Consider the following 22,636-nt stretch of genomic DNA (forward strand, 5'->3'; position numbering starts at 1 on the left):
TCACCCACGTCTCTTGCCGCGTCGGCCACACAGCGAGGGACCGGGGGCCGTAGTGGGGACGGACAGACACAGAACCGGACGTACGGGGACCAGACGCGGGCCGTTGACGGCGTTGCTGTCGGCACTGGCGCTGCTCGTGGGAACCGCGGTGACCTTCCTCACGGTCACCCCGGCCACGGCGGACCCGATCGGCGAGTGCACCGCCACCGAGGGCGCGATCGTCGCCGTCGACTTCGGACCGTTCGGCGGTGACGTGGTACGCGGCTGCGACACCACCCCGACCACCGGCTACGAGCTTCTCCACGAGGGCGGCTTCGGCACCACCGGCACCGAGCACGACGGCCCGGCCTTCATCTGCCGCATCGGCCACGGATCCTTCAACTCCGCTACGCAGTACCCGACTCCCGACCAGGAGTCCTGTGTCCTGACCCCGCCCGCCACGGCCTACTGGTCCTACTGGACCGCCGCTCCCGGCCAGGAGGAGTGGTCCTACAGCCAGTACGGCGCCATGGACCGCAAACTCCATGACGGCGACGTCGACGCCTGGGTGTTCGGCGGCACCGACGTGGGCGGCTCCACGGGCAAGCCGACCTTCAGCCCCGACGACGTCCGCGCGGACGGCGGCAGCGGCACCCCGGACCCCGGCACCCCCACCGGAGCACCCGGCGATGTGGACCTGGCCGGCGCGGCGACCTGGCTCAAGGGCCGTCTGACGGACGGGGAACGCGTCGTGGACGACGGCGCCGAGACCCCCAACTACCTGCTGACCACCGAGACCGCGTACGCCCTCGCCGCCGCCGAGGGCAAGGGCCCCGCCCTGGACAAGGTCACCGCCTTCCTCGCCGGCCACACCGGCTCCTACGCCTATCCGTCCGGCACCGACCAGGCCCCCGACGCCACCGCAGCGGCACGCCTGGCCCTGCTGGCGGAGATCACCGAGGGCGACCCGTCCGGCTTCGGCGGCCACGACCTCGTCGGCGATCTCGCGAAGAACGTCTGCGCGGCCGGCCCCGAATCCGGCTGTACCGCGAAGGGCGACTTCCGCAACGCCGCCTACACCGACGGCCAGGCGCTGTCCGTGCTGGCCCTACTGCGGGCCGGCAAGACGCCTCCGGCGGACGCCATAGACCGTCTGACCCAACTTCAGTGCACCGACGGCGGCGTCACCAGCGTCCTCATCCGCCCCGGCGAGAACTGCGACGGCGACCCGGCCACCACCGGCCTGGTCGCCCTGGTCCTGGGTGAGGCGGGCGGCCACGACGACGCCGTCGCGAAGGCACGCACCTATCTGACGAAGTCCCAGCGCGCGGACGGCGCCTTCACCGCCTACACGGGATCGACCGTGGGCAGCGTCGCCGCGACCGGCTACGCCGCCCAGGCCCTGCGCGCGCTCGGCGACAACGCCCGCGCCGACGCCGCGGTCGGCTGGCTGTCCCGGGAGCAACTCGACGACGGCGGCTTCGGATTCGAGGAAGGCGCCACGGATTCCTCTCTCTACCCGACGCCCCCCGCCGTCCTGGCCGGCGCCGGCACCGATCTGACCGCGCTGACCACCGAGGACCCCGAGCCGACCGACCCGCCGACGACCCACGACCCGAGCACACCGCCGGCCGACGGCGAGGGACCCGACCTCGAGAAGGGCGTCGCCTACCTCACCAGCGCCGCCAACCTCGAGCAGGGGCAGTACTACACCGCCGGGCCCGCCACCGGCCGAGCCGACTTCGGTCTGACCATCGACGGCGCCTACGCCCTCGCCGCGACCGGCCTGAACAACGCCAAGCTGCGCGGCATCGTCGACTTCCTCGACCGGGGCGGCAAGGACGGCGAGGGCCGCACCGTGCACGACTGGACCGGCGTCGGCACGCCCTACGCGGTCGGCGGGGCGGTCGGCAAGACCGCGCTGCTCGCCGAGGCCGTCGGCCGCGACCCGCGCGACTTCGGCGGCGAGGACGTGATCGCCGCCCTCGACAAGGCCGTATGCGCAGCTCCGAGTACCGCACCCGACCGCTCCTGCGCCGCGAAGGGCGCCTACACCTACGCGCCGTCCGTGTTCGCCCAGTCCCTGGCGATCATGGCGCAACTGCGCGCCGGTGAGGCGGCGGCGGCCAAGGAACCGATCGCCTACCTGCTGAGCCTCCAGCACGACAACGGCGCCTGGCCGAGCCTGATCCCGGCCACCGGCGACTCCGACGTGGACTCCACGGCGATCGCCGCGATGGCCGTCGACCTGGCCGGCGGTCACGAACAGGCCGTCGACAAGGCGCTCGACTGGATCGCCTCCAAGCAGCTGTCCGACGGTGGATTCCCGGGCGCCGCCGGCAACTCGACCAACTCGGCCGCCCTGGCCGTACAGGGCCTGTCACTGGACGCCACCGCCCACGCCGACGAGATCGCCGACGCACGCAAGTTCCTCGCCGCCCGGCAGAACCCCGACGGCGGCTTCGACGTGGCCGAGGAAGGCCAGCAGGGTTCCGACCTGCGGGCCTCCACCCAGGCGGTGGGCGGTGCCACCGGCATCTCCTTCGGTGAGCTGGAGCGCAGCCTGGACGGCACGTCGCCGCAGCCCACGCCGAGCCCGAGCGGAACCGTTCCGGACATCGTCACGCCCGGCGACACGGGAGGCACCGGCGGGAGCGCCGGCGGCACCGGCGCCCAGGGTTCGTCCGGCGGCCTGGCGTCCACCGGCGTCCAGGTCGCCGCCCTCGGGGCCGTCGCGGCGCTGCTGGTGGGCGCCGGCTGGCGGACGGTCGTCGTGGCCCGACGCCGGGCCGTGGCGGAGGAGCGGTCATGACGACCCGCTTCCGAACCGCCGTCCGGCTCGTCGCGGCCCTCTCCCTGACGGCCGCCGCCCTCGGCGCGACCGCCGACCCGGCCGCCGCCGACCCGCAGCCGATGGGCCGCTGCACCACCACCTCCGGCGCCGTCCTCGCCGTCGACCTCAGCCACTGGGGAGGGCCGATCCTGCGCTCCTGCGGTACGACGCCCACCACCGGATACGAGCTCCTCAATCAGGGCGGCTGGCGTACCACCGGGACCGGGCACGACGGCCCGGCGTTCATCTGCCGGATCGGCTACAGCGGTTACCGCGACGGCAAGCAGTTCCCCACCCCGGCCGAGGACGACTGTGTCCTCACGCCGCCGGCGTCCGCCTACTGGTCGTACTGGCACGCCGATCCCGGCGACAACGACTGGGAGTACAGCCAGCTCGGCGCCATGCTCTACAAGCCCAAGCCGGGCAGCGTCGACCTGTGGCAGTTCGGGGGCACCAACGTCGAGGGCACGGAAGGACGGCCCACCGTCTCCCCGGATCAGCTCCGCGCCCACAACACGCGCCCGCAAGGCGACGGGGGCAAGCCGCCTTCCGACGACCAGGCCCCTGAGCTCACACCGGACGTGGACACCGGTCCGGCACCCGAGCAGCCGGCGCCTCCGTCGGCCAGGTCCTCGTCGGCGAAGCCGAAGAAGCCCAAGGCCCCCAAGGACCGGAAGCCGACGAAGAGCGCCTCGCCCTCGCCCACCCCCTCGGCAAGCACCTCGGCGCCCGCGGACGCGGCCGCCGCGCCCAGTCCCGGCACCAAGGTGGTCGATGCCGCACCGGCCGCCGACGCCGAGCACGACGCCGGCTCGATCCTGCCCGTCGTCACCGGCGCCTCGCTCGTCGTGCTCATCGGAGGGGCCGCCGTCTACGCGGCCCGCCGACGCCGCCGTACCGAGTGACCGGCGTGGCCCGCACGACTGCCGACGCCGCGCCGCCCCTTTCCGTGTCCGAACCGGACCGGGGCGGCCGGCGCCTGCCGCGCATGCTGCATCCGATGGCCTGGTGGATCTGGGCGCTCGCGCTGGCCACCGCCGTCAGCCGGACCAACAACCCGCTGCTGCTGTTCCTGGTGCTGGCCGTCCTCGGCTACGTCGTATCCGCCCGTCGCACCGAGGCGCCCTGGGCGCGCGGCTTCAAGTACTACCTGTACCTGGCTCTGACGGTCGTGGCGATCCGCGTGGTCTTCCGCGCCGTCTTCGCCACCGGCATCACGCCCCACGACCACTTCCTGTTCTCCCTGCCGCACCTTCCCACCCCCGACTGGTACGCGGGCATCCAGATCGGCGGGCCGGTCTCCCTGGAGGCCCTGCTGTCCGCCGCGACCGACGGGCTGCGGCTGGCGTGCATGCTGTGCTGCATCGGTGCCGCCAACACCCTCGCCAACCCCAAGCGTGCGCTGCGCGTCCTGCCCGGTGCGCTGTACGAACTCGGGGTGGCCGTCACGGTCGCGCTGAGCGTCGCCCCGCAGCTGGTGCACAGTGTCCAGCGGGTCGCTCGGGCTCGGAAGCTGCGAGCCGGGCGCACCAAGGGCCGCCGGGCCCTGCGCGGCATCGTCGTCCCCGTGCTGGAGGACGCTCTGGAACGCTCCCTGCGGCTGGCCGCAGCCATGGACTCGCGCGGCTACGGCCGGGCCGGCACCGCCACCCGCCGCTCCCGCCGGGCGACCGGGGCGCTGATGCTGCTCGGCATGTGCGGGCTGTGTGCCGGCGCGTACGGCCTGCTGGACGCGACGGCGCCCGCCTTCCTGGGCCTGCCCGCCATGGGCTGCGGGGCGCTGCTGTGCGTGGCCGGTCTACGGCTCGGCGGCCGTCGGGTCACCCGCACCAGCTACCGGCCCGACCCCTGGCGCCTGCCGGAGTGGGCGGTCGCCGGCAGCGGTCTGCTCGCGGCGGTCCTGCTGCTCGCCAACCTCGGCTACGACCCGGCCGCACTCAACCCCTCCTTCTATCCGCTGACCTGGCCCACCCTGCCCCTGGTGCCGACCGCCGCCATCCTGCTCGCCGGGACCGCCGGCCTGCTGTCCCCGCCGCCCGGCCCGCACCGGCCCGCCACGAAAGCCGAACCCGAGTGATCACCTTCGACCAGGTCACCATCCAGTACGACGACACGTACGGGCCCGCCCTGCGCGACGTGAACCTCACGGTCGAGGAGGGCGAGCTGTGCCTGGTCGTCGGTCACACCGGTGTCGGCAAGTCCACCCTGCTCGGCGCCGTGAACGGCCTCGTCCCGCACTTCACCGGCGGCACCCTGTACGGCAGGGTCACCGTCGACGGCCGTGACACCGCCCACCACCCGCCCCGCGAACTGGCCGACGTGGTCGGCGTGGTCGGCCAGGACCCGATCGACGGGTTCGTCACCGACACCGTCGAGGAGGAACTCGCGTACGCGATGGAGCAGTTGGCGATTCCTCCGGCGACCATGCGCAAGCGTGTCGAGGAGACGCTCGACCTGCTCGGCCTCGCCGATCTGCGCCACCGCGCCCTGTACGAACTCTCCGGCGGCCAGCAGCAGCGCGTCGCCATCGGCTCGGTCCTCACCGCGCATCCGCGGGTCCTGGTGCTGGACGAGCCGACGTCGGCGCTGGACCCGACGGCCGCCGAGGAGGTCCTGGCGGCCGTCACCCGGCTCGTCCACGACCTGGGCGTCACCGTCCTGATGGCCGAGCACCGCCTGGAACGGGTCGTCCAGTACGCCGACCGGATCGTCCATCTGCCGGGCGGCGGCCGGGTCGTGAGCGGACCGCCGGCCGACATCCTGCGTACGTCGGACATCGCGCCCCCGATCGTCGAGCTGGGCCGAGCCGCGGGCTGGTCCCCGCTGCCGCTGTCCATCCGCGACGCCCGCCGTGCCGCGGCACCTCTGCGGGCGCGGCTGGCCGGGCACGAGCCGGCACCGGTCCGCCCGCAGCCGGCCGGGGATCGCACCCGGCTGCTGACCGCGCGCGGCGTCACGGTCGCGTACAAGGGCGTGGCCGCCGTGCGCGAGGTCGATCTCGATCTGCACACGGGCGAGGTGACGGCGTTGATGGGCCGCAACGGCTCGGGGAAGTCGTCCCTGCTGTGGGCTCTCCAGGGGGCGGGGCGGCGCAGCGCCGGGAAGGTCGGGGTGAGCGCGGGGAGTGCCGGGGCGGGCGGCGGGACCGATCCGCACACGGTGCCCGCGGCGCAGGCGCGCACGCTCGTCGGACTGGTCCCGCAGACCCCGGCCGATCTGCTCTATCTGGAGAGTGTCAAGGCCGAACTCGACCAGGCGGACGCCGAGTCCGGCACCGAGTCGCCGGTGCGTGGCCTGCTGGACCGGCTCGCGCCCGGCATCGACGACGCCACGCACCCCCGCGACCTGTCGGAGGGGCAGAAGCTGGCACTGGTCCTCGCCATCCAGCTCTCCGCCGCGCCCAGGGTCGTGCTGCTGGACGAGCCCACCCGCGGTCTGGACTACCGCGCGAAGACGGAACTGATCGCCATCGTCGACGCCCTGGCGGCGGAAGGCCGGGCGGTCGTCATCTCCACCCACGACGTCGAGTTCGCCGCCCGCGCGGCCGGCCGGGTCGTCGTCATGGCCGAGGGAGACGTCGTCGCCGACGGTCCGACCACCGAAGTCATCGTCGCCTCGCCGGTGTTCGCCCCGCAGACCACCAAGATCCTCGCGCCACTGCCGTATCTGACCGTCGACCAGGTCCGCGGGGAGCTGCCATGACGCACGCCGCCGCCATCCGGCTGACTGCCCGCGCCGGCGTCGTCATGACGCTCGCCGCGTTCCTCGGACTGGTCGCGTTCTTCTGGCCGTTCGTCGTCGCGCCGGGCAAGTTCGGCTCGAACTACGCCCCGCCGCTGATCTTCGGCGTGCTGCTGGTGCTCGTCCTGTGCGTCATCCTCTCCGAGATCGCCGAGGGAGGCATCGACTCCAAGGCGCTGGCCATGCTCGGGGTGCTGTCCGCCGTCAACGCCGCCCTGCGCCCGCTCGGCGCCGGAACCGCCGGCATCGAGACCGTCTTCTTCGTCCTTGTCCTCGCCGGCCGCGTCTACGGTCCCGGCTTCGGCTTCACCCTGGGCTGCACCTCGCTGTTCACCTCCGCGCTCATCACCGGCGGAGTCGGGCCCTGGATGCCGTACCAGATGTTCGGCTGCGCGTTCGTCGGGATGCTCGCCGGATTCCTGCCCCGTGCGACGGGCCGTCGTGAGGTGTTGCTGCTCGCCTTGTACGGCTCGCTGTCGGGCTATCTCTTCGGCTTTCTGCTGAATCTGTCCTTCTGGCCGTTCTCGCTCGACCCGAACAGCTCCATCGCCTACCTGCCGGGTCTGCCGTTCACCGAGCAGTGGCAGCGCTACGTCGCCTTCGACATCGCCACCTCGCTGGGCTGGGACACCGGCCGGGCGGTCACCAACTTCGTGTGCGTCATGCTCGCCGGTCCGGCGGTGCTCACCACCTTCCGAAGGGCCGCGCGCAAGGCGCGATTCCGCGCGCCCGTACGTTTCGCGGACCCCCGAACGGCTCCCTCCGACCGACGCTGACCTGCGATGACGTCATCGCATACCTGCGAGGGCTGGATTTACTAGGACGTCCAACTATATATTCGTGGGAGAAGGCCCGCGGTGCAGGGAAGCCGGTGTGAGTCCGGCGCGGTCCCGCCACTGTGACCGGGGAGTACGCCGTCGAGCGTTACGCCACTGACGAGCTGGATGTCGGGAAGGCGGACGGCGCGCGCCGATCCGGGAGTCAGGATACCGGCCGTGGGATTTGTTCCGTGTTGTCCACGAGGATGGAGCAGACACGCATGGCACCGGTGCGCACCCACGACCCTGGCGAACCCCTCGCTCCCTGACGGGCTTCGAGCCATACGCGATCTCACGCCGCCCCGCACCCCGACGCCACGAGCGTCCTGAGGGTGCCGGCCAGGCGTGCCGTCCCCGGATCCCACCTGACGAGAGCAGGCATCGATGGTCCGCGAACAAGACCGCGCCGACGTGCGCGAGTTGACCCACTTCATCGGCGGCAAGCACACCCCGGGAACGTCGGGGAACCACGGCGACGTGTACGACCCCAACACCGGCCGCGTCCAGGCCCGCGTACCGCTGGCGAGCCGCGCCGAGACCGAGGCGGCCATCGCCGACGCGGCCGAGGCACAGCACGCGTGGGCCGCCTGGAACCCGCAGCGCCGCGCCCGCGTGCTGATGCGTTTCCTCCAACTCGTCGAGCAGGAGAAGGACGCGCTGGCCCGGCTGCTGTCCGCCGAGCACGGCAAGACCGTGGCCGACGCGCATGGTGACCTCCAACGCGGCCTGGAAGTCGTCGAGTTCGCCGCCGGCATCCCGCACCTGCTCAAGGGCGAGTTCACCGACAACGCGGGCACGGGCATCGACGTGCACTCGCTGCGCTCGCCGCTCGGCGTGGTCGCCGGGATCACCCCCTTCAACTTCCCGGCGATGATCCCCCTGTGGAAGGCCGCCCCGGCGCTGGCCTGCGGCAACGCCTTCATCCTCAAGCCCTCCGAACGCGACCCGTCCGTGCCGCTCCGCCTCGCGGAACTCTTCCTGGAGGCCGGGCTGCCGCCCGGCGTGCTCAACGTCGTCAACGGCGACCGGGAAGCCGTCGACACCCTCCTCGAGGACCCGCGCGTCGCCGCCCTCGGCTTCGTCGGCTCCACGCCGATCGCCGCGCACGTCTACGCGACCGCGGCCGCCCACGGCAAGCGCGCCCAGTGCTTCGGCGGCGCCAAGAACCACATGATCGTGATGCCGGACGCCGATCTGGACCAGGCCGTGGACGCGCTGATCGGCGCCGGATACGGCTCGGCGGGCGAACGCTGCATGGCGATCTCGGTGGCCGTACCGGTCGGGGAGGCCACCGCCGATGCCCTGGTCGCCCGGCTCAAGGAGCGCATCGCCGCACTGCGCATCGGCCGCAGCGACGACCCGGACGCCGACTTCGGCCCGCTGGTCGGCCGGGACGCCGTCGACCGGGTCCGCTCCTACGTCGACCTCGGAGTCGAGGAGGGCGCCGAACTCGTCGTCGACGGACGGGACTTCACCCTCCCCGGGCACGAGGGCGGCTTCTTCGCCGGCGCGTCCCTGTTCGACCGGGTCACCCCGGCCATGCGCATCTACCGGGAGGAGATCTTCGGCCCGGTCCTGTCCGTCGTCCGCGCCGCCGACTACGAGGAGGCCCTGCGCCTGCCCAGCGAGCACACCTACGGCAACGGCGTGGCGATCTTCACCCGGGACGGGGACACCGCCCGCGACTTCACCCGCCGTGTCGACACCGGCATGGTCGGCGTCAACGTACCCATCCCGGTACCAGTCGCCTACCACACCTTCGGCGGCTGGAAGCGCTCCGGCTTCGGCGACCTCAACCAGCACGGGCCGGACGCCATCCGCTTCTACACCCGTACGAAGACGGTCACCTCGCGCTGGCCCGAGGGTCTGCGCGAGGGCGCCAGTTTCACGATCCCGACCATGGGGTGATCGCGTCATGACCACCGCTTCGCTCACCGAGGACCAGCAGGCCCTCGTCGAGACCACCCTGGACTTCGCCCAGGACCATCTCGCCCCGCACGCCCTCGACTGGGACCGGGACAAGCACTTCCCGGTCGACGTGCTGCGCAAGGCCGCCGGGCTCGGCCTCGGTGGGGTGTACGTCCGCGAGGAGTCGGGCGGCTCCGGGCTCTCCCGTGCCGACGGCGTCCTCGTCTTCGAGACGCTCGCCTCCGGCTGTCCGTCCATCGCCGGCTATCTCTCCATCCACAACATGGTCGCCTGGATGGTCGACCACTACGGCGACACCGCCCAGCGTGACCGCTGGCTGCCCCGCCTGTGCGCCATGGAGGACCTGGGGAGCTACTGCCTCACCGAACCCGGCGCCGGTTCCGACGCCGCGGCCCTGCGCACCCGCGCCGTACGCGACGGCGACCACTGGGTGCTGACCGGCGTGAAGCAGTTCATCTCCGGTGCCGGCGCCGCCCAGCTGTATGTCGTGATGGCCCGCACCGGCCTCGACGGGCCGAACGGCATCAGCGCGTTCCTCGTCGACAAGGACGACCCGGGAATCGGCTTCGGCCCCAACGAACGCAAGATGGGCTGGAACGCCCAGCCCACCCGCCAGGTCGTCCTGGACGGTGTCCGCGTCCCCGCGGACCGGCTGCTCGGCGCCGAGGGCGACGGCTTCCGCATCGCCATGAGCGGCCTGAACGGCGGCCGGCTCGGCATCGCCGCCTGCTCCCTCGGCGGCGCCCGCAGCGCCCTCGACCGCAGCCTCGCCCACCTCGCCGACCGGGAGGCGTTCGGCGCCCGGCTGCTGGACTCCGAGGCGCTGCGCTTCCGGCTCGCCGACATGGCGACCGAGCTGACGGCCGCCCGCGCCCTGGTCCACCAGGCCGCCCAGGCCCTCGACCGAGGCGACCCGCAGGCGCCGTACCTGTGCGCGATGGCCAAGCGCTTCGCCACCGACACCGGCTACTCCGTCGCCGACCGCGCGCTCCAACTGCACGGCGGCTACGGGTACCTGAGCGACTACGGCATCGAGAAGATCGTCCGTGACCTGCGCGTCCACCAGATCCTGGAAGGAACCAACGAGATCATGCGCGTCATCGTGGCCCGCGGCCTGACGGAGGCATTCGGATGACCGACACCGAGGACCACGTCCTGACGCGCACCGAGGGGCGCGCCGGGTACGTCACCCTCAACCGGCCCAAAGCCCTCAACGCCCTGACCCACGCCATGGTGCGGCGCATCGACGCGGCGCTGGCCGCGTGGGAACACGACCCGGCGGTCGAGACCGTCGTCATCACCGGCGCGGGCGAGCGCGCCCTGTGCGCGGGCGGTGACATCCGTGCCATCCACGACGACGCCCGGGACGGGGACGGCTCGGCGTCGGCGGCGTTCTGGCGCGACGAGTACCACCTCAACGCCCGGATCGCGCGCTGTCCGAAGCCGTACGTCGCCGTCATGGACGGCATCGTGATGGGCGGCGGCGTCGGGGTCTCCGCCCACGGCAGCGTCCGCCTGGTCACCGAACGGTCCCGGATCGCCATGCCGGAGACCGGCATCGGATTCGTGCCGGACGTCGGCGGCACCTACCTCCTCGCCCTCGCGCCCGGCGAACTCGGCACCCACCTCGCCCTGACCGGCACCCAGGTCCGGGCGGCGGACGCCCTGCTGTGCGGGCTCGCCGACCACCACGTGCCGTCCGGGAGCCTCCCGGATCTCCTGCGGGACCTGGCCCGGGAACCCGTGCACGACGTTCTCGCCCGGTATGTGAGTCAGGCTCCACCGGGTGAACTCGCCGCCCAGCGGCCCTGGATCGACGCCTGCTACGCCGCGGACAGCGTCGAGGAGATCGTCGACCGCCTGCTCGGGCACGGCGACCCGGCGGCCAAGCAGGCCGCCGAGTCCCTGCTCGCCAAGTCGCCGACCGCCCTCAAGGTCACCCTGGCCGCCCTCCGACGCGCCCGCCGGCTGGGCCCCCTGGAGCGGGTCCTGGAGCAGGAGTACCGCGTCTCCGTCGCCTGCCTCACCGCCCCCGACCTGGTGGAGGGCATCCGCGCGCAGGTCATCGACAAGGACCGTGACCCGCACTGGACCCCGGCCACCTTCACCGAGGTCACCGAGGCGGACGTGGAGCGCTTCTTCACCCCGCTCGGCGAGCGTGAGCTCTCACTCGCCGACCGCCGGCCCGAGAGCACTCAGGAGGTGCCGTGGTGAGCAGGACCGTAGCCTTCATCGGACTGGGGCACATGGGCGGCCCGATGGCCGCCAACCTCGCGAAGGCCGGGCACCGGATCCTCGGCCACGACCTGGTTCCGGCCCTCGTGGAAGCCGCCGCCGGGCAGGGCGTCGAGCCCGCCGGCTCGGCCGCCGAGGCCGTGGCCGGCGCGGACCTCGTGATCAGCATGCTGCCCGCCGGGCGCCATGTGCTCGGCCTCTACGACGACATCCTCGGCGCGGCCCGCCCCGGCACCCTCTTCGTCGACTGCTCGACCATCGATGTCGCCGACGCCCGCACCGCCCACGAACAGGCCGTCGCCGCCGGCATGCGAGCCCTGGACGCCCCGGTGTCCGGCGGGGTCGTCGGCGCCGAGGCGGCCACGCTCACCTTCATGGCGGGCGGCGGGGAGGCCGAGTTCGCGGAGGCCGAGCCGCTGCTCGCCGCCATGGGCAAGCGGGCCGTGCACTGCGGCGGCGCGGGCGCCGGGCAGGCGGCCAAGATCTGCAACAACATGATCCTCGGTGTGTCGATGATCGCCGTCAGCGAGGCTTTCGTACTCGCCGAGAGCCTCGGACTGTCCCATCAGGCCCTGTACGACGTGGCGTCCACCGCGTCCGGGCAGTGCTGGGCGCTGACCGTCAACTGCCCGGTGCCGGGCCCGGTGCCGGGCAGCCCCGCCAACCGCGACTACCGCCCCGGCTTCGCCGCCCCGCTGATGGCCAAGGACCTGGGACTGGCGGCCAACGCCCTGCGGGAAGGCGGGGTGCGGGCGGAACTCGGGTTGCGCGCGGCCGAGTTGTACGCCGCGTACGCCGAAGGGGACGGAGCGGACGAGGACTTCTCCGGGATCGTGCGGACCATCAGGAAGCAGAGTGGGGAGAAGCCATGAGCACGGACAGCACGGACAGCACGGACAGCACGGACGAGGCGTACGAGACGATCCTCGTCGAGCGCAAGGGCCGTACCGCCCTGCTCACCCTCAACCGCCCCAAGGCACTCAACGCCCTCAACCTCAAGGTGATGGAGGAGGTCGTCGCCGCCACCGAGGCCCTGGACCGGGACCCCGACTGCGGCTGCATCGTGATCACCGGTTCGGCGAAGGCGTTCGCGGCCGGGGCCGACATCAAGGAGATGCGGCCGCAGGGGTACATGGACATGTACCTGAGCGACTGGTTCACGGCCTGGGACCGGCTGGGGCAGCTGCGCACACCGACCGTCGCCGCGGTCTCCGGGTACGCGCTGGGCGGCGGCTGCGAACTGGCGATGCTCTGCGACATCCTGCTCGCCGCCGACACCGCCGTGTTCGGGCAGCCCGAGATCAAGCTCGGCGTCATCCCCGGCATCGGCGGCTCGCAGCGGCTCACGCGGGCGGTCGGCAAGGCCAAGGCCATGGAACTGTGCCTGACCGGGCGCACCATGGACGCCGCCGAGGCCGAGCGTGCGGGACTGGTCTCGCGGATCGTGCCCGCCGACGAATTGATCGGGGAGGCCCTGAACGTCGCCGAGACCGTGGCGGGCATGTCGCTGCCGGTCGCGATGATGGCCAAGGAGGCGGTGGCACGGTCCTTCGAGACGACGCTCGCGGAGGGAGTCCGCTTCGAACGGCGGCTCTTCCACGCGGTGTTCGCGACGGCGGACCAGAAGGAGGGCATGGACGCCTTCGTCGACAAACGACCGCCCTCCTTCGGCCACAGGTAAGCGCGCGGTGAGAGCAGGGTGAGAGCCGGTTCCCACCGGTCGACTCGGTATAGGTCTCACACCGGCCGAGGGGTAGCGTCGTCTCGATATCGACGACGGCGCCACGGAAGCCGGTGGGAATCCGGCACGGTCGCGCCACTGTGAACGGTGTGCCCCATCCCGGGGCACACCGTGAGTCAGACCCGGGCCCGTCGTCCTGTGCTTCACCCAGATGGGACGCGAACTCCCTTAAGGAGGCCCTGCCATGGCGCAGCATGTCGCCCCGCCGACAGCCACCACCGCCGCTCTCCCCGCCAAGCTGCCGATCGGCGCGATCGTCCCGTGGGCGGTCTTCTTCGGCATCCTGATGCTGGTCCTGCTGTACTTCGTCGGCGCCGAGCAGGGCGCCACCTCCGTCGTCTCCGGCGAGGACGTCCACGAGTGGGTGCACGACGCCCGCCACCTGCTCGGCTTCCCCTGCCACTGACACCGGGGAGCCGACACCCTCATGAACTCCGCAACCGTCAGAAACCTGCTCGTGCGCGGCATGCTCGCCGGCCTCGCCGCCGGCGTGCTCGCCCTCGTCGTCGCGTACTTCCTCGGTGAACCGAACGTGGACAGGGCGATCGGCTTCGAGGAGGCCCACTCCCACGAGCACGAGATGGAGATCGTCTCCCGCTCCGTTCAGTCCACCGCGGGACTGGCCACCGGCGTCCTGATCTACGGGGTCGCCTTCGGCGGTATCGCCGCCCTGGCGTACTGCTTCGCCCTCGGACGGGTGGGCCGCTTCGGTCCGCGGGCCACCGCACTGCTGCTGTCCGGCTGTGCGCTGCTCGCCGTCTACGTGGTGCCGTTCCTGAAGTACCCGGCCAACCCGCCGGCCGTCGGCGACCCCGACACCATCGGCAAGCGGACCACCCTGTACTTCCTGATGATGCTGCTCAGTGTGCTGCTGGCGATCGCCGCCACCCTCCTGGGCAGGCGACTGGCGCCCGCGACGGGGGCGTGGTGGGCGACGGTCTCGGCGGTGGCCGCCTTCGCCCTGGTCATCGGGATCGCGTACGCGGTCCTTCCGGTCATCGACGAGGTGCCGGCCGGTTTCCCGGCCTCCGTGCTGTGGCGGTTCCGGCTGTCCGCGCTGGCCATCCAGGTCACGCTGTGGACCGGATTCGGCTTGCTGTTCGGCGAGCTGGCCGAGCGTCTGCTCGATCCCAAGCCCGCGACAGCGGCCGTGAGCGGGCCCGTCACCGCTCCCAACTGACCTGATCCGCCGGACGTTCGAGGGCCCGTGGAACCATCCAGGGGCCCTTTCGCGTTGTGAGTGAACCAACCCCTTCGCATCACGGTCATCCTCCATGGATGGGAAGGGACCGTCGGACGGGACGACGAGTCGGGCGAGGAGCGGAGGAACCGAGTGGCCAAACGACCCCAGCCACGGCACATCACTCTCGGCGGGCGCGAGGCGGTTGCGCTCACGGTCGAGGAGTACGAGCAACTGATCGCCAGTCGCCGGCAGATCGGCGGCCAGAGCGCCCGGGTGCGCGTGCTCGCTCAACGGGCCAGGCGCACTGAGCAGTTGCTCGAAGAGCTGGAGCTTCTGGTCGGTTCACCGGCGGGCTGCGGCGAACAGCCCGGGTCCGGCCCGGAGGAAGCGCCGGCACCGTGTCCGGCCGATGGGTCCAGGACGTCGGACGCGCCCGTCGGCTGTCTGCGCTGCGCGATCGCGAACCTGCTCCGGCGCCACCGCGACCTGGCCTCCTGAACCGGTTCGGCTACGCAGCGCCGTCGGTCTCCGGCACGTCCAGCGGGCGCCCCAGCCGCAGATTCCAGCGCCCGGACCGGCCACTGAGTTCCGTCGCCGTCAGCGGGGGGACGTCCAGCCGCCAGAAGGCCGCGGACGGCAGGCGCAGTGCGTGGACGACGGCGGCTCGCACGACCTCCGGCTCCACCACGGCGAGCACCCGCCCGTCCGTCTCCCGGCCGGCGTCCAGCCAGCGCCCGACCCGAGCGCAGACATCCTCGACCGACTCCCCGCCGTGCGGAGCGCAGGCCGGATCGCTCAGCCACCGCGCCATCGACTCCGGCTCGGCGGCGGCGACCTCGTCCAGCACCAGGCCTCGCCACCGGCCCACGTCCAGGGGTGCCAGATCCGCCACCTCCTCGCCATGGAGCCCCAGGGCCACGGCCGTCTCCCCGCACCGCACACTCCCGGACGCCACGACACGCCCACCCGAGGGCAGCGCCCCGGCCGCCGCACGGGCCCGAGCCGTCCCCGCGTCGTCGATCCCCACGCCGTCGTCGAAACGGGCCTGCCGCAGCGACCGGCTCGTGGCGGGAGAGATGAGCATGATTCGGCTGGCCACGGGTGACGCCTCCTGGTGCCGTCGCGGATTCGGGTCTCCGTCCGAGAGGGAGCGTACGGTGAGCTGATCCGGCGCTGAGGACAGGCGTACGAGACTTGATGAGGGAGCCGACGGCATGCCCGGTGCGGACGCGCGACCGTCGTTGATCGTGGTCGCGGCGGTCATCGTCGAGGCCGAGCGGCTTCTGGTCGTCGGCAAGCAGGCCGCTCCGGCGACTTTCTGACTCCCGGGTGGCTAGCCCGACGGGGACGAGGAGCCGCTGGAGACGCCGGCCCGGGAGCTGGACGAGGAGTTGGGGGTTCTGCCCGTGCGGCACCGTCTGCTCGCCGTTGTCGAAGCCACCGCGGCACTGGAGGGCGTGCCGATGAGGCTGACGGTGTTCGAGACCGCTGTCGACCGGGCCCCGCGGATCGGCGCCGAACTCGCGCGCCTGCGGTGGATCACCGGGGACGAGGATGATGTCCGGCTGTCTCCCGCGCTCATGGACCATGCGCTGCCGATGCTCAGACAGCGGGGCGCCCTTCGCCTCGTGAGGGAAGCCGGCGCCCGTCCAGCCGGTCACGGCCGGCGCGGCGGTGGGCCGTGGGTCTCTACCGGGTAGGGCACGTACGTGCGCCGGTCGGGGTCGATGGCGAGCCGGCCGCCGGCCGGGGGACGGGCCCGCTGTGCGCAGTCCCGGCGCTCGCAGATCCGGCAGCCGAGCCCGATCGGGGTGGCGGCCCGCGGATCGTCCAGGGCGACGCCCTCGGCGTACACGAGCCGCGCAGCGTGCCGCAGTTCGCAGCCGAGCGCGACCGCGAACTCCGCGCGCGGGGCGTGATGGCCGAAGCCGCCGCGGGTGATGGTCCGGGCGATCCAGAAGTACCGCTTCCCGTCCGGCATCTCGGCGACCTGGGTCAGGATCCGCCCGGGTGCGGAGAACGCCTCGTACACCGTCCACAGCGGGCAGGTGCCGCCGAGCCGGGAGAAGTGGAAGTCGGTCGCGGACTGCCGTTTGGAGATGTTCCCGGCCCGGTCGACCCGCAGGAAGGAGAAGGGGACGCCCCGGCGTCCGGTGCGTTGCAAGGTGCTCAGGCGGTGGCAGACGGTCTCGAAGCCGACGCCGAAGCGGGCCGACAGCAACTCGATGTCGTAGCGCACCTCTTCGGCCATGGCATGGAAGGCCGTGTACGGCATGAGCAGGGCGCCGGCGAAATAGTTCGCCAGGCCGATACGGGCCAGCGGCAAAGACTCCGGCGAGGTCAGTTCCGGGGCGCTGTCGGCGAGTTGACCGAGCAGCGGGGCGTGTTCCAGCAGGGCCAGCTGGGTGGCGAGCTGGAAGGCACGCTGGCCGTCGCTGAGCCACGGGGACAGGAACAGCAGTCCGGTGGCCGGGTCGAAGCGCCGGGCGTCACCGGAGCGGCCGGAGGCGGCCTGGACCACCCTGACGCCGTGCCGCTCGGCCAGCCGTGCGGCGAGTGGATCGGCGGTGCGGCCCGGCCGCAGTTGCAGCGCCTGCGCGGTGTGTTCGGCCTCGGTGTCCAGTGGCTCGAAGTGGTTGTGATGGGCGTAGAAGAAGTCCCGTACCTCGTCATGCGGTTCGCCCGCGGGGAGCGGCGAGCCCGGTGAGCCGAGGGCGGCGGCCTGCTCGGCGGTGTCCCGGTAGCGGCGGTGCAGGGCGACCAGGGCGCGGGCCACCTCGGGGTGGTCGCGCGCGGCCTCGGTGATCTCCTCTGCGGCGGGCAGCTCCACCCCGCACGCTTCGTCGGCGAGCGCGGTGCGCAGATCGGCGGCGAGCCGGTCCTCCTCCGCCTCGGAGAAGAACTCCGCGTCGACCCCGAAGACCTCCGCGATCCGCAGCAGCACGGGTGCCGTCAGCGGACGCTGGCTCTGTTCGATCTGGTTGGCGTAACTGGTGGAGATGCCGAGCGCGCGGGCCATGTCGACCTGGTTCATGCCCCGCTCGCGTCGCAGCCGGCGCAGCTTGGCGTGGGCGTAGACCTTGCGTTCGGCCGGTCGCCGGGACATGGCCCACCTCCTGGTCGGGATCCCGCCGAACTAGGGCGGTGTACTGGGCGGCGTAGTTGCGAACCTATCATCCGCAGAATTCGCAACTTTCGCAGATTCGCAGCTCCGCGCTGTACGGATTCCGCACATTGGACCGGTGGCCCGGCGCCCGGCCGCGGGGCAGGCTCGATCACATCAGCCAGACCGCCCGGCATCCGCGAGGAGTCCCGTGATCGAGCACCACGTCCGAGTCCACCCCAGCGCCGACCGCCTGCCGCGCGAGGAGCAGCTCGCCTGGAAGCTCGCGTCCGTCGCCACCGGCACCGAGGAGCCGGGCGCCGACAGCAGCGCGATGGCCGTCAACCGGGTGATCGACAACGCCTCGGTCGCCGTCGCCTCCCTGCTGCGCCGCCCGGTCGCGGTCGCCCGCGCTCAGGCCACCGCCCACCGCGCAGGCACCCCCGGCGCGTCCGTCTTCGGCACGGCCGCCCGCGTCTCACCGGAGTGGGCCGCCTGGGCCAACGGCACCGCCGTACGTGAGCTGGACTTCCACGACACCTACCTCGCCGCCGACTACTCCCACCCCGGCGACAACATCCCGCCCCTGCTCGCCGTCGCCCAGCACACCGGCCGCACCGGCGCCGATCTGCTGCGAGGCGTCGTGGCGGCGTACGAGATCCATGTCGCCCTGGTCAAGGGCATCTGTCTGCACGAGCACCGCATCGACCACGTGGCCCACCTCAGCGCGGCCACCGCCTGCGGCCTGGGCGCGCTGCTGCGGCTGCCGACCGAGACGGTGTACCAGGCGGTGCAGCAGGCCGTGCACACCACGACCGCGACCCGGCAGTCCCGCAAGGGCGAGATCTCCAGCTGGAAGGCCTACGCGCCGGCCTTCGCCGGCAAGACGGCGATCGAGGCGGTGGACCGGGCGTTGCGCGGCGAGACCTCCCCGTCCCCGGTCTACGAGGGCGAGGACGGGTTCCTGGCCTGGATGCTGGACGGCCCGGAGGCCGACTACACCGTCCTGCTCCCCGAGCCCGATGAGCCGCGGCGCGCGATCCTCGACACCTACACCAAGGAGCACTCGGCCGAGTACCAGGCCCAGGCGATCATCGACCTGGCCCGGCGGATGCGCGAGAAGACCGGCCCGCTGGCGAAGGTGCGCTCGGTGGTGCTGCACACCAGCCACCACACCCACCACGTCATCGGCTCCGGTGCGAACGATCCGCAGAAGTACGACCCCGAGGCCAGCCGCGAGACCCTCGACCACTCGGTCCCGTACATCCTCGCCGTCGCCCTCGAGGACGGCACCTGGCATCACGAGCGCTCCTACGCCCCCGAGCGTGCCCGCCGCCCGGAGACCGTCGAGCTCTGGCGGAAGATCACGACGGTCGAGGACCCGGTGTGGACCCGCCGCTACCACGACCCCGACCCGGACCGCCGCGCCTTCGGCGGACGGGCGGTCGTCACCCTGGACGACGGCACGGTGATCGAGGACGAGCTGGCCGTCGCCGACGCCCACCCGGCCGGCGCGCGTCCCTTCGACCGCCCCGCCTACACGGCGAAGTTCCGCACCCTCGTCGAGGGCATCGTGACACCGGGCGGCCAGGACCGGTTCCTCGCCGCCGCCGAGCACCTCGCCGAGCTGGGCGCCGCCGACCTGGGCGGACTGTTCCCTGCCGTCGACACCGAGGCCGTCGCGGCGTACGACGCCCGGCTCCCGAAGGGCCTGTTCTGATGCTGCTCCACACCCGCACCACCCCCGCCGAACGCCGCCGTACGTTCCGCGAACAGCTCGCCTCCGGCCGGCTGCTGCGCATGCCCGGCGCCATCAACCCGCTGTCCGCCCGCCTCATCCAGGACACCGGCTTCGACGCCGTCTACCTCTCCGGCGCCGTCCTCGCCGCGGACCTGGGGCTGCCCGACATCGGCCTGACCACCGCCACCGAGATCGCCGCCCGCGCGCAGCAGACGACCCGGGTCACCGACCTTCCGGTCCTCATCGACGCGGACACCGGGTTCGGGGAGCCGATGAACGCCGCCCGCACCGTCCAGGTGCTGGAGGACGCGGGGCTCGCCGGACTCCACCTGGAGGACCAGGTCAACCCCAAGCGCTGCGGCCACCTCGACGGCAAGACCGTCACGCCCCGCGAGGAGATGGTCCGGCGGATCAGGGGCGCCGTCGACGCCCGCCGCGACCCGGACTTCGTGCTGATGGCCCGCACCGACGCCCGGTCGGTGGAGGGGCTTCAGGCGGCGATCAAGCGTGCGAAGGCCTACGTCGACGCCGGCGCCGACGCCGTCTTCCCCGAAGCCCTCGCCGACGAGGCCGAGTACGAGGCGTTCCGCAAGGCGGTCGACGTCCCGCTGCTCGCCAACATGACCGAGTTCGGCAAGACCCCGCTGCTGGACGCCCGCACGCTGGAGAACCTCGGCTACAACATCGCGCTCTACCCGGTCACGCTGCTGCGGATCGCCATGGGCGCCGTGGAGGACGGGCTGCGCACGATCGCGGCCGAAGGCAGCCAGGAATCCCTGCTGCCGCGCATGCAGACCCGCTCCCGCCTGTACGAACTCCTCGGCTACGAGGAGTACTCGGCCTTCGACTCGGCCGTCTTCGACTTCACCCTCCCGCCCGGCACCTGACGCCACCCGGCACCTGACGCCGGCACCTGACCCACGAAGGCAGGCTCCCCATGACCATCACCGCGTCCGAGATCCACCGCGGCCTCGCCGGTGTCGTCGTCGACACCACCGAGATCTCCACCGTCATCCAGGAGACCAACTCCCTCACCTACCGCGGCTATCCGGTCCAGGACCTCGCAGCCCGTCGCTCCTTCGAGGAGGTCGCGTACCTGCTCTGGTACGGCGAACTCCCCGACGCACGCCAACTCGCGGACTTCCAGGCCCGCGAACGCGCCCTGCGCCCGCTGGACCGCACCACCGGGGAGCTGCTGGCGAAGCTCCCCGAGACCTGCCACCCGATGGACGTCCTGCGCACCGCGGTCAGCTTCTTCGGCGCCGAGGACCCCACCGAGGACGACGGCTCTCTCGCCGCGAACCGCGCCAAGTCCCTGACCCTGCTGGCGAAACTGCCCACCGTGGTCGCCGCCGACCAGCGCCGCCGCCGGGGACAGGACCCGATCGCGCCCGACCCCGACCTCGGGTACGCCGAGAACTTCTTCCACATGTGCTTCGGCAGCGTGCCCGACCCGGACGTGGTCCGCTGCTTCGAGATCTCCCTGGTGCTGTACGCCGAACACAGCTTCAACGCGTCGACGTTCACCGCGCGGGTCGTCACCTCCACCCTCTCCGACCTCTACAGCGCGGTCACCGCCGCGATCGGCGCCCTCAAGGGACCCTTGCACGGCGGCGCCAACGAAGCCGTGATGCACATGCTGAACGAGATCGGCGACCCGCGGCGGGTCGAGGAGTGGCTCGACGGCGCGCTCGCCACCAAGCGGAAGATCATGGGCTTCGGGCACCGCGTCTACAAGCACGGCGACTCACGGGTGCCGATCATGCAGGACGCCCTGGACCGCCTGGTCGCCCGCGCCGCCGACCCCGAGGTCACCCGGCTGGCCACCCTGCACGCGGCGCTGCGACACGCGATGATCACCCGCAAGGGCATCCACCCGAACCTGGACTACCCGGCCGGGCTCGCCTACCACCTGATGGGCTTCGACATCCCGGCGTTCACGCCCATCTTCGTGATGAGCCGTATCACCGGCTGGACCGCCCACATCACCGAACAACTCGCCCACAACGCACTGATCCGGCCCCTCGCCTCCTACGCGGGACCGGACCAGCGGGCGGTGCCGGGCACCGCCGAATAGTGCTCAGACGGGAGCCGGACAACTCGGGGCGGCGGGCACCGCGTCCTCGCCGGGCCGCATCACCTGCACACCCGCCAGCAGCTCCTGCGTCACCTCGTCCAGGTCGAGCCGCCTCTCCACGGCACGCAACTGGGGCAGCCCGGCCCGGGTGGTGGCCCGGGGCGGGGCGAGGAGCTGACAGCAGTCCTCGTCGGGCAGGACGGAGATGTCGGCCGTGCCGATCGCGCGGGCCGCGTCGATGATCTCCTGCTTCTCCCAGCCGATCAGCGGGCGCAGGACCAGCCGGCCGGCCGCCTCGTCCACCGCGGCCAGGTTGGCCAGCGTCTGGCTCGCCACCTGGCCGAGGCTGTCGCCCGTGACCAGGGCCTCGGCGCCGATGCGGCCGGCCAGCTCCGAGGCGGTACGCACCATCAGCCGCCGCTGGGCGACGACTTGCAGCCGGCCCGCACCGGCCACCGCCAGCTGCTTCTGGGCCTTGCCCAGGGCGATGACGTGCAGTCGGCCGGGCGGCTGGTACCGGTTCAGCTCGCGGGCGAGGGCGTACGCCTTGTACACGGACGACGGGTTCGTGTACGGCGCCCCGCTGAAGTGCACGAAGTCACAGGCCAGGCCCCGGCGCATGGCCCGGTGGGCGGCCACGGGGGAGTCGTATCCGCCCGAGAGCAGCACCAGGGCGCGCCCGCTGGAGCCGACGGGCAGACCGGTGAGGCCGGGGTGCCGGGTCCAGGAGAGGTAGGTCTCCTTGCGGTCGACCTCGACGGCAAGGACCGTGTCGGGCCGGGTGAGGTCCACGCGCAGCGCGGGGACCTCCTCCAGGATCCGGGCCCCCAGATGCCCCGCCAACTGGGACGATTTCAGTGGGAACTGCTTGTCCCGCCGTTTTGCCCGCACGGCGAAGCCACTGCCCGCCGGCCGGGCGGCCATCGCCTCGACGGCCGCCCGGGTGATCACCTCCAGAGTGCTGGGCACCCGCACGGCCGGCTCCACGGAGTTGAAGCCGATCACCCGTCGGGCCCGCTCCACCAGGGCCTCCTGCGGGACCTGGCCGCCCAGCACGGTGACGTTCTGGGCGGTCTTGATCCACGTCGAGCCGCCGATGCCGCGCAGCGCGAGGCGCAGGTTGTCGTGCAGCCGCTCGGTGAAGCGATGGCGGTTGTGTCCCTTGAGGAAGATCTCGCCGTGCTTGAGCAGCACACAGGGGCCGTAGGCGGGAGTCGTGCCCCGTGCGGCGGGCACTCTGGGTTCGCCGGACATGT

The 22,636-nt window shown here is 72.4% G+C and carries 19 protein-coding genes and 2 riboswitches; of the genes, 16 read left to right on the forward strand and 3 right to left on the reverse strand.

Annotated features, from left to right (window positions below; all coding sequences use genetic code 11):
- Nucleotides 1–112 precede the first annotated feature (112 nt).
- From ACIQWG_RS00450 to ACIQWG_RS00510, 13 genes are all read left to right on the forward strand, one after another.
- On the forward strand, nt 113–2,791 hold the full coding sequence (locus ACIQWG_RS00450) for a prenyltransferase/squalene oxidase repeat-containing protein (protein WP_404090731.1): 2,679 nt from the start codon (nt 113–115) through the stop codon (nt 2,789–2,791).
- On the forward strand, nt 2,788–3,717 hold the full coding sequence (locus ACIQWG_RS00455; protein ID WP_404088668.1) for a hypothetical protein: 930 nt from the start codon (nt 2,788–2,790) through the stop codon (nt 3,715–3,717). Before ACIQWG_RS00450 ends, ACIQWG_RS00455 begins: the two co-directional genes overlap by 4 nt.
- Entirely contained in the window at nt 3,714–4,889 is a 1,176-nt protein-coding gene (locus ACIQWG_RS00460) for an energy-coupling factor transporter transmembrane component T (RefSeq protein ID WP_404088670.1), read from the forward strand. Before ACIQWG_RS00455 ends, ACIQWG_RS00460 begins: the two co-directional genes overlap by 4 nt.
- Complete coding sequence (locus ACIQWG_RS00465) at nt 4,886–6,514, forward strand: ABC transporter ATP-binding protein (RefSeq protein WP_404088673.1); 1,629 nt, start codon at nt 4,886–4,888, stop codon at nt 6,512–6,514. The genes ACIQWG_RS00460 and ACIQWG_RS00465 overlap by 4 nt, the downstream gene beginning before the upstream one ends.
- On the forward strand, nt 6,511–7,329 hold the full coding sequence (locus ACIQWG_RS00470) for an ECF transporter S component (RefSeq protein ID WP_404088676.1): 819 nt from the start codon (nt 6,511–6,513) through the stop codon (nt 7,327–7,329). Before ACIQWG_RS00465 ends, ACIQWG_RS00470 begins: the two co-directional genes overlap by 4 nt.
- A gap of 55 nt (nt 7,330–7,384) precedes the next feature.
- A riboswitch (cobalamin riboswitch) is annotated at nt 7,385–7,566 on the forward strand.
- Nucleotides 7,567–7,755: 189 nt separating this feature from the next.
- Nucleotides 7,756–9,279 carry a CoA-acylating methylmalonate-semialdehyde dehydrogenase gene (locus ACIQWG_RS00475; RefSeq protein ID WP_404088679.1) on the forward strand — a complete coding sequence of 508 codons (1,524 nt, stop codon included), beginning with the start codon at nt 7,756–7,758 and terminating at the stop codon, nt 9,277–9,279.
- A 7-nt stretch (nt 9,280–9,286) separates the two neighbouring features.
- Nucleotides 9,287–10,435, forward strand: a complete 1,149-nt coding sequence (locus ACIQWG_RS00480; protein WP_404088682.1) for an acyl-CoA dehydrogenase family protein — start codon at nt 9,287–9,289, stop codon at nt 10,433–10,435.
- Complete coding sequence (locus ACIQWG_RS00485; protein ID WP_404088685.1) at nt 10,432–11,514, forward strand: enoyl-CoA hydratase/isomerase family protein; 1,083 nt, start codon at nt 10,432–10,434, stop codon at nt 11,512–11,514. The genes ACIQWG_RS00480 and ACIQWG_RS00485 overlap by 4 nt, the downstream gene beginning before the upstream one ends.
- Nucleotides 11,511–12,407, forward strand: a complete 897-nt coding sequence (gene mmsB, locus ACIQWG_RS00490) for a 3-hydroxyisobutyrate dehydrogenase (protein ID WP_404088688.1) — start codon at nt 11,511–11,513, stop codon at nt 12,405–12,407. Before ACIQWG_RS00485 ends, mmsB begins: the two co-directional genes overlap by 4 nt.
- Nucleotides 12,404–13,216: an enoyl-CoA hydratase gene (locus tag ACIQWG_RS00495; RefSeq protein ID WP_404088690.1), complete on the forward strand. Its 813-nt coding sequence runs from the start codon at nt 12,404–12,406 to the stop codon at nt 13,214–13,216. Before mmsB ends, ACIQWG_RS00495 begins: the two co-directional genes overlap by 4 nt.
- Nucleotides 13,217–13,269: 53 nt before the next feature.
- A riboswitch (cobalamin riboswitch) is annotated at nt 13,270–13,423 on the forward strand.
- Between the two features lie 37 nt (nt 13,424–13,460).
- Nucleotides 13,461–13,682: a CbtB-domain containing protein gene (locus ACIQWG_RS00500; RefSeq protein ID WP_404088693.1), complete on the forward strand. Its 222-nt coding sequence runs from the start codon at nt 13,461–13,463 to the stop codon at nt 13,680–13,682.
- A gap of 21 nt (nt 13,683–13,703) precedes the next feature.
- Nucleotides 13,704–14,456 carry a CbtA family protein gene (locus tag ACIQWG_RS00505; protein WP_404088695.1) on the forward strand — a complete coding sequence of 251 codons (753 nt, stop codon included), beginning with the start codon at nt 13,704–13,706 and terminating at the stop codon, nt 14,454–14,456.
- Between the two features lie 153 nt (nt 14,457–14,609).
- Nucleotides 14,610–14,957, forward strand: a complete 348-nt coding sequence (locus ACIQWG_RS00510; RefSeq protein ID WP_404088697.1) for a hypothetical protein — start codon at nt 14,610–14,612, stop codon at nt 14,955–14,957.
- Between the two features lie 10 nt (nt 14,958–14,967).
- Here ACIQWG_RS00510 and ACIQWG_RS00515 read toward each other — a convergent pair whose 3' ends face one another.
- Together ACIQWG_RS00515 and ACIQWG_RS00520 are read right to left on the reverse strand one after the other, a co-directional pair.
- A complete protein-coding gene (locus ACIQWG_RS00515) occupies nt 14,968–15,558 on the reverse strand; it encodes a histidine phosphatase family protein (RefSeq protein WP_404088700.1) in 591 nt (196 codons plus the stop codon).
- A 558-nt stretch (nt 15,559–16,116) separates the two neighbouring features.
- Nucleotides 16,117–17,565 (reverse strand): short-chain fatty acyl-CoA regulator family protein, encoded by a 1,449-nt coding sequence (locus ACIQWG_RS00520; RefSeq protein WP_404088703.1) that lies wholly within the window; start codon nt 17,563–17,565, stop codon nt 16,117–16,119.
- A gap of 208 nt (nt 17,566–17,773) precedes the next feature.
- On the opposite strand from ACIQWG_RS00520, the gene ACIQWG_RS00525 reads away from it, so the two are divergent.
- The 3 genes from ACIQWG_RS00525 to ACIQWG_RS00535 are packed head-to-tail and all read left to right on the forward strand — an operon-like array spanning nt 17,774 to nt 21,380.
- Nucleotides 17,774–19,282 carry an MmgE/PrpD family protein gene (locus tag ACIQWG_RS00525; RefSeq protein WP_404088706.1) on the forward strand — a complete coding sequence of 503 codons (1,509 nt, stop codon included), beginning with the start codon at nt 17,774–17,776 and terminating at the stop codon, nt 19,280–19,282.
- 2 nt (nt 19,283–19,284) lie between these two features.
- Entirely contained in the window at nt 19,285–20,190 is a 906-nt protein-coding gene (gene prpB / locus ACIQWG_RS00530) for a methylisocitrate lyase (RefSeq protein ID WP_404090734.1), read from the forward strand.
- 50 nt (nt 20,191–20,240) lie between these two features.
- Complete coding sequence (locus ACIQWG_RS00535) at nt 20,241–21,380, forward strand: bifunctional 2-methylcitrate synthase/citrate synthase (RefSeq protein WP_404088709.1); 1,140 nt, start codon at nt 20,241–20,243, stop codon at nt 21,378–21,380.
- A 3-nt stretch (nt 21,381–21,383) separates the two neighbouring features.
- Here ACIQWG_RS00535 and thiI read toward each other — a convergent pair whose 3' ends face one another.
- Nucleotides 21,384–22,634 (reverse strand): tRNA uracil 4-sulfurtransferase ThiI, encoded by a 1,251-nt coding sequence (thiI, locus tag ACIQWG_RS00540; RefSeq protein ID WP_404088712.1) that lies wholly within the window; start codon nt 22,632–22,634, stop codon nt 21,384–21,386.
- Nucleotides 22,635–22,636: the final 2 nt, after the last annotated feature.

It is taken from the genome of Streptomyces sp. NPDC098781 (genome assembly GCF_044759995.1).
Taxonomy (GTDB): domain Bacteria; phylum Actinomycetota; class Actinomycetes; order Streptomycetales; family Streptomycetaceae; genus Streptomyces.

Coding starts and splice junctions, on each gene's coding strand:
- ACIQWG_RS00455 (WP_404088668.1), top strand. CDS start 2,788: ATGACGACCCGCTTCCGAACCGCCGTCCGGCTCGTCGCGGCCCTCTCC.
- ACIQWG_RS00470 (WP_404088676.1), top strand. CDS start 6,511: ATGACGCACGCCGCCGCCATCCGGCTGACTGCCCGCGCCGGCGTCGTC.
- ACIQWG_RS00475 (WP_404088679.1), top strand. CDS start 7,756: ATGGTCCGCGAACAAGACCGCGCCGACGTGCGCGAGTTGACCCACTTC.
- ACIQWG_RS00480 (WP_404088682.1), top strand. CDS start 9,287: ATGACCACCGCTTCGCTCACCGAGGACCAGCAGGCCCTCGTCGAGACC.
- ACIQWG_RS00485 (WP_404088685.1), top strand. CDS start 10,432: ATGACCGACACCGAGGACCACGTCCTGACGCGCACCGAGGGGCGCGCC.
- ACIQWG_RS00495 (WP_404088690.1), top strand. CDS start 12,404: ATGAGCACGGACAGCACGGACAGCACGGACAGCACGGACGAGGCGTAC.
- ACIQWG_RS00500 (WP_404088693.1), top strand. CDS start 13,461: ATGGCGCAGCATGTCGCCCCGCCGACAGCCACCACCGCCGCTCTCCCC.
- ACIQWG_RS00505 (WP_404088695.1), top strand. CDS start 13,704: ATGAACTCCGCAACCGTCAGAAACCTGCTCGTGCGCGGCATGCTCGCC.
- ACIQWG_RS00520 (WP_404088703.1), bottom strand. CDS start 17,565: ATGTCCCGGCGACCGGCCGAACGCAAGGTCTACGCCCACGCCAAGCTG.
- ACIQWG_RS00535 (WP_404088709.1), top strand. CDS start 20,241: ATGACCATCACCGCGTCCGAGATCCACCGCGGCCTCGCCGGTGTCGTC.
- thiI (WP_404088712.1), bottom strand. CDS start 22,634: ATGTCCGGCGAACCCAGAGTGCCCGCCGCACGGGGCACGACTCCCGCC.